This is a genomic window from Glycocaulis sp. (assembly GCF_052168375.1).
Taxonomy (GTDB): Bacteria; Pseudomonadota; Alphaproteobacteria; order Caulobacterales; family Maricaulaceae; genus Glycocaulis.
Genome location: NZ_JBQLZR010000089.1, coordinates 24309 through 30308 on the forward strand (window position 1 = coordinate 24309; position 6000 = coordinate 30308).

Consider the following 6000-nt stretch of genomic DNA (forward strand, 5'->3'; position numbering starts at 1 on the left):
CGCAAACCGGCGGGCTTTTTTATTATTGGGCCGCGCTGATGGCGCCTAGCGCAAAGGCCGTCGTGAGGGCGAGTATCAGGATAAAGCCGTAGATCGTGTCGAGCGTCAGCACGCGCAGGACCGAGCTGAACCGGCCTCGCCCGTAAACAACCCGGTTGATCTTGTAGAGATAGGCATTGGCATAGATCAGCAATGCCAGCGTGACCCAGCCCCAGCCGACCAGCATGGCCGCGAGCATGCCAAGAGACATGGCGAAGAAGAGCGCGGCATGGAAGTGCAGTGAGACGATCAGATGGTCGAAATAGAAAAAGCGCCGGCGCCACGCATAGACGAGTGACAGGAGCAGCGCGTAGACGGGCAGCAGCACGAACATGATGCGCGGTATCCAGCGCCGCGTCTCCTCGCCCACCCGCGAGGGATTGTCCAGAATCCGCCGGATCGCTGCCGCATCGCCATCACCGCGCGCTTCTGCTTCGCGCAAGGCGGTCATGGCCTCTTCGGGTATGATCCCGTTCAGCGAGCCATCGCTGGCTGCAGGCGTTCCGGTACCAGCGCTGGACGTGTCCTCGCTGGTATCGGCGGCGTCTGCGTTTCCCGCATTGCCGGGCAGCATGCCCTCGACCCGCTCAAGTCCCGCAACGGCCTCGGCATGTTCCTCTTCCGAGATTCTCCCCTCTTCAAGCGCCTCGTCGAGTTGGCTGGTTGCCATCACTATGCCGGGCGTTTCGGGAAGGGTGAAGCCGCCCTGCCCCGTAACCAGAGGCATCAGGACAAAAAACACCAGCGAAGCGAGAACATAGAGGCGGAAAGGCGGGATGAAGCGTGCCCGCCGCCCATTCAGGTAATCGCGCGAGACACGGCCCGGATAGAGCATCAGGGCCGGTACGGTCTGCGCGAGGCGCCCGTCCATCAGGAAGAGCGTCTCGACGCTTTCCATGACAAGGTCCCAGAAGGGACGTCGAAGGCCGCGGGCACTCTGCCCGCAGCCATGACAAAACTCGCCAGCAAGCCGGGTGCCGCAATTGCGGCAGGTTCCGCTGGCGGCACCACCGCCATCGTCATCTACCAGCCCCGCCACAGCGTCGGCCTGGACATGTTCGATGGCGGTATCGGCCGCGTCTCCCAGCGTGTCGCTCAAGACAGGCTAGCTTTCGCTTGCCGCCGTCTCGAGGTCGGAGAAGCACATCCAGCGCGTGCGGTGAATGTGATTGATATTGTCTTCCCAGCCCGTGACGCGCGGGTTCACCAGCGACTTGTTCACGTAATAGACGATCGGGATGTAGGGCATCTCGTCGAGCAGGATCTGCTCGGCCTCAGCCAGCATCTCGCCGCGCTCTGCTGCGTCGATCGTCCGGTTCGCCTGATCCACCAGCGTGTCGAACTGCTCGTTCGACCAGCGGGTGTAGTTCATCGGCACCGATTCCGTCTCGCCAAGGAACAGGAAGTTGTAGGCGTCGTTATAGTCGCCGATCCAGCCGCCATCGCCGATCTCGTAATCGGCCGAACGCAGGTTGGAGTAGTGGATCTGCGTCTCGACGACCTGGATTTCCACCTGCACCCAGTCGGCAATCAGCTGCCAGTCCTGCTGAACGACAGGCGCGATACGCGGGTTATCGCCTGTCGCACGGAAGGTATAGGTGAAGCGCAACGGGTTCTCCGGGCCGTAGCCGGCTTCCTCCAGCAGTTCGCGCGCCAGGATGCGGCGTTCCTCGATCGGGGCATCAAACCAGCTGATGCGGGCCGTGCCGGGATAGTTCTCCACGCCAGGCGGAATGAAGGAGTGAGCCGGGATCTGGCCTGCTCTCAGGATGTTTTCGGCGATGAAGTCGCGGTCGATCGCCATGCCCAGCGCGTTGCGCACGCGCGCGTCGGAGAACTGTTCGATCGTCGTGTTGAATGAGAAGTAGACGATGCCGAGATAGGGGTGCACGCGCACATAGTCCGGCACCTGCTGGCGCAGGAAGGGCAAGCTCTGACCGGCAAAGTCCGTGATCAGGTCCAGCTCGCCATTGCGCACGCGGCGCTCGGCGGCAGCATTGTCGACGGTGGGGTAGTAGAACACCTCGTCGATGCAGACATTCTCATTGTCCCAGAACAGCTCGTTGCGGGTCACGTGGACGAAGTTGCTCGCCCGCCAGGCCACCAGCGTGTAGGGGCCGTTGGTCTGGATGTTCTGCGGCTGGATCCACGCATCGCCGAAGCGTTCCACCACATGGCGGGGCACCGGGAAGGTTGTGTAGTGGGTCAGAAGCCCCGGAAGATAAGGGGCCGGGAATTCCAGCTCGATGACCAGGGTGCGCTCGTCGACGGCCCTCGCGCCAAGCTCGGAGGGTTCCATGTCGCCGGTATTAACCGCGCGCGCATTGCGGATCGGGTAGAGAACCGAGGCATAGTTCGCCAGCGTTTCCGGCGTGAGGATGCGGCGCAGCGCATACTCGAAATCATAGGCCGTCACCGGCTCGCCATCACTCCACTGCGCCTCGCGCAAGGTGAAGGTCCAGCTCAGGCCATCCTCGGACACCTCCCAGCTTTCAGCCATGCCGGGGATGGCTTCGCCAGCCGCGTTCTCGGTGAACAGGCCGATGAACATGTCGCCGATGATGTTGTTTTCCCAGGTGCCGGAGGCCTTGTGGGGATCGAGAGTGAGTGGTTCGGCCATGTTGCCCCGGTGAAGGACAACCGAATCGCTGTCCTCGGCGCTGCGTCCGCACGCATGAAGCGCCAGGGCGGCAATGCCGGCCAGCGCTGCCGCGCCCGCCTGTCTCAAAATCCCCATGGATGGTCTCCTCGATTGCGTCCGGCAGCGCGTTTCCCCTCGCTTTGACCGGACTGTTAATTATACCACACCATATCCATCCCCTGTTGGCGAGCCCATGGCAAGGCATCGCTGTGCGCAAGCGGCGCGATGCCGCGCCCTCTGGCACGGATGCCCGCACGCACTCAGGCAGGATGGATATGTGAGGCTTGCGTTGACACGCCGCCGCGCATGGGGACTCATTTGCGCGCAAACGTCTGAACGAAGGATTGCCGCCATGACACGACTGCCTGCCCGGAAACTTGCGCCTTTTGTGCTGGCAGGCACGCTTGTCCTTTTTCCGGGTCTGGCTGGGGCGCAGGACAGTGGTTCGCCGCTCGTCGACACCTTCCTCGCCTGCCGGACCATTGCAGACGACGCCGAGCGTCATGCCTGTCTCGACCGCACCTCGGCCGCCATGGCCGAGGCCTTGCAGTCTGGCGAAATTTCCATTGTGGAGCGCGAACGCGCCGTCGCCGCCGAGCGCGGGAGCTTCGGCACCGCGACGACCGGAACAGGCGGCTTCCTGACCGCCCTTCTGGGACGCACGACCGGTGACATGTCGCGTGTGCAGGCCTATGGCGACGGCACACAGGCCGTACGTTCGGACACGGGCGAGATCGAGGCCCTGCTGAACGTGCCCGTTCAGGAAGCCGGCCACGGACAGGACGGCAAGCTCTATGTCGTTCTGTCTGACGGACAGGTCTGGCGCCAGACTGACACGCGGCGCATCCACTTGCCGCGCAACACGTCCGGATTGACGGTCAGCATCCGGCGCGGCGCGGTCGGCTCCTACTTCATGTCACTGAGCAACAGCCCGCTATCGGTGCGTGCCCGGCGCGACTGACCGGCAGGTGACAGCGCTGGCGAGTTGATCCCGGCCAGCCCGCAAGGCACGATGCCCGCCCGTATTCCAACGCAGGACGCGAGACCGCCATGACGATTTACCCGACTGCCAGACCCGCTTTTGCCGCGGCGGGCGCCCTTGCCCTCGCCTTTTCGGTTTGCACGGCTGGCGCGAATGCGCAGTCCGGCCCGCTGGAAACCGTCATCGCCTGCGCCGACATCGAGGACGGCGCCGCACGTCTGGCCTGCTATGACGAGCAGGTGGCCAATCTGCGCGCCAGCGTACGCTCCGGCGAGCTGGTGGCCGTTGACCGCCCGGCGGTCGAAGCCATCGAGCGTGACGGTTTCGGGTTCAGCCTGCCCAGCCTGCCGCGCCTGTCCCTGTCGCTCTTTGCGGGGCGCGGCGATGATGGCGGTAGCGCCACGGCGTCAGCTGGCGCAACGGCGGGTGCATCCGCCAGCGAGCGCGGCATCGCGGCAGCAGAGAACACCAGCGGCGTCGAGGTTATCGAACGCGGCGAGGATGGTCAGGTCGAACGCGTGCTGATGACCATCGCCCGCGCCGACATGGTGTCGCCGAACCAGTACCGCTTCACCATGGAGAACGGTCAGGTGTGGACGCAGGTCGATGCCGGGCGCCGCATCTCGACGCGCGCCGTTGTCGGCGGCGAGGCGGAAATCCGCCGTGCGGCCATGGGCTCCTTCATCATGCGCATCAATGGCGAAGGCCAGACCTACCGGGTCAGCCGCGTCCGATAGAACGCAAGCCCGGGGCGCAAGCAAGGTGAGCTTGCCCAGCGCCGCACCGGGAAAATTCAGGCCAGCAAAAAGGGCGCCCCGCAGTCGCGAGGCGCCCTTGTTATTTGGGCATTGGCCCGCTCCACCTAGTCTGGCGGGTTGTGGGTGCGCAGGAAGCGGTCCATCGCCTGCAGCGTCTCGACGCGGGTGTTCACGCGCAGCAGGTTGTGGCCGTCATTCTCGATGATGAGAAGCTCGTGCTCCTTGCCGGCACGCTCAAGCGCCGCAGCCATGATCTCGCTCTGCTCGAGCGGAACGATGATGTCCTCGCGCGGGTGAATGAGCAGGACAGGCGCCTGGACGTTGGCCACCTGATAGGCAGGCGACACCGCCTCGACCTGTTCACGCGTCACCGTCGGGTTGGCACCGGCCCAGTCGCCGATATTCTCGCGCCAGTATTCCAGCGCGCCTTCACGGCCCGGACGCGATTCATATTCCATCATCGCGATAAGATCGGACACCGGTGCACCGGCGATCACGCAGCGATAGAGGTCCGGCGTGAGTGTGGCACCGGCCAGCGCCGCATAGCCGCCATAGCTCCAGCCGAAGATGCAGACGCGATCACCGTCAACACGGCCGGACTCGACAAGGTGCTGCACACCGTCACTGACATCGTGCTGCATCTCGCGGCCCCAGCGGCGATAGCCAGCCTCGACATATTCCCGGCCCATGCCCGTCGAACCCCGGAACTGCGGACGTAGGACCGCATAGCCGCGGAAAGCGAGGAAGTCGGCCCACATGTCGAAGCCGTAGGTGTCGCGCGCTTCGGGACCACCATGGGGCATCACCACCATGGGCAGGCCCGTAGCGTCGCTGCGTCCCGGCGGAAGGGTGAGGTAGGCATAGAGCGTCATGCCGTCACGGCCGGTATAGGAGATCCATTCGGTATCGCCGATCATGTCGGCGGTGATGTTGGGATAGGCCGGCGCCACGAGCGAGAGCGAGCCCTGCTCGAAGTCCACGAGGTAGAAGCCGCCCGTCTCGCCTGCGCCATTGGCGCGAACGACGACACGGTTGAAGTTACGGTCCCAGCTGGAGATCACCACATCGCTGCCCGGGAAGAGCTCGTCGAGCTCAGCCTGAAGCTCGGCAAATTCCTCGTCGAAATAGACCACGTTGCGGCGCTCGCCGATCCAGGACACGCCGATCACGTTGTTGTTGCGCCAGTCACGGATGATGCCCGACACGTCAAAGACAGGATCGGCAACGATGTCGTGCTCGATCTCCTGCGTTTGCACGTTGAAGCGGCTGACCGTGGTGCGGTTGCGGTCACGGATGGAAGAGAAGAAGAGGAACTGGCCATCCGGGCTCATGCCCTCGACAACACCCAGATCGGGGTAGTTGCGATAGGAACGGCGGCCGAAACGCTCTTCCTCGTAATTCGTGCGGTAGACGCGGTCCCAGCCCCGGCCCTGAGCGGCGAACAGCTCGATCGTCTGGGCGCGGCGGTTGATGTCCTGCCGGAAAACAGGCTCGCCCCGGCTGTCAACGATCCAGGTGACCGTATGCTCATTGCCGGTATCGACCAGCTGGCTGGAATTGCGGCGCAGGTCATAACGGTG

5 protein-coding genes are annotated in these 6000 nt (G+C 64.1%); 2 read left to right on the plus strand and 3 right to left on the minus strand.

Annotated features, from left to right (window positions below; translation table 11 throughout):
- Positions 1 to 22: 22 nt before the first annotated feature.
- Positions 23 to 1138 carry a DUF3667 domain-containing protein gene (locus ACTS2Z_RS03475; protein ID WP_442571839.1) on the minus strand — a complete coding sequence of 372 codons (1116 nt, stop codon included), beginning with the start codon at positions 1136 to 1138 and terminating at the stop codon, positions 23 to 25.
- 6 nt (positions 1139 to 1144) lie between these two features.
- The gene (locus tag ACTS2Z_RS03480; RefSeq protein ID WP_442571840.1) at positions 1145 to 2776 is read right to left on the minus strand and encodes a peptide ABC transporter substrate-binding protein; all 1632 of its coding nucleotides are present in this window, start codon (positions 2774 to 2776) and stop codon (positions 1145 to 1147) included.
- 256 nt (positions 2777 to 3032) lie between these two features.
- On the opposite strand from ACTS2Z_RS03480, the gene ACTS2Z_RS03485 reads away from it, so the two are divergent.
- Complete coding sequence (locus ACTS2Z_RS03485; protein WP_442571841.1) at positions 3033 to 3641, plus strand: hypothetical protein; 609 nt, start codon at positions 3033 to 3035, stop codon at positions 3639 to 3641.
- An 89-nt stretch (positions 3642 to 3730) separates the two neighbouring features.
- The gene (locus tag ACTS2Z_RS03490; protein ID WP_442571842.1) at positions 3731 to 4399 is read left to right on the plus strand and encodes a hypothetical protein; all 669 of its coding nucleotides are present in this window, start codon (positions 3731 to 3733) and stop codon (positions 4397 to 4399) included.
- Positions 4400 to 4524: 125 nt separating this feature from the next.
- Here the strand turns inward: ACTS2Z_RS03490 and ACTS2Z_RS03495 are convergent.
- The coding region (locus tag ACTS2Z_RS03495; RefSeq protein ID WP_442571843.1) for an alpha/beta hydrolase family protein at positions 4525 to 6000 on the minus strand (1476 nt) is incomplete at its 5' end.

Bases quoted from the DNA above. Each gene is read 5' to 3' on its own strand.
- ACTS2Z_RS03480 (WP_442571840.1), bottom strand. From the start codon at position 2,776: ATGGGGATTTTGAGACAGGCGGGCGCGGCAGCGCTGGCCGGCATTGCC.
- ACTS2Z_RS03490 (WP_442571842.1), top strand. From the start codon at position 3,731: ATGACGATTTACCCGACTGCCAGACCCGCTTTTGCCGCGGCGGGCGCC.
- ACTS2Z_RS03485 (WP_442571841.1), top strand. From the start codon at position 3,033: ATGACACGACTGCCTGCCCGGAAACTTGCGCCTTTTGTGCTGGCAGGC.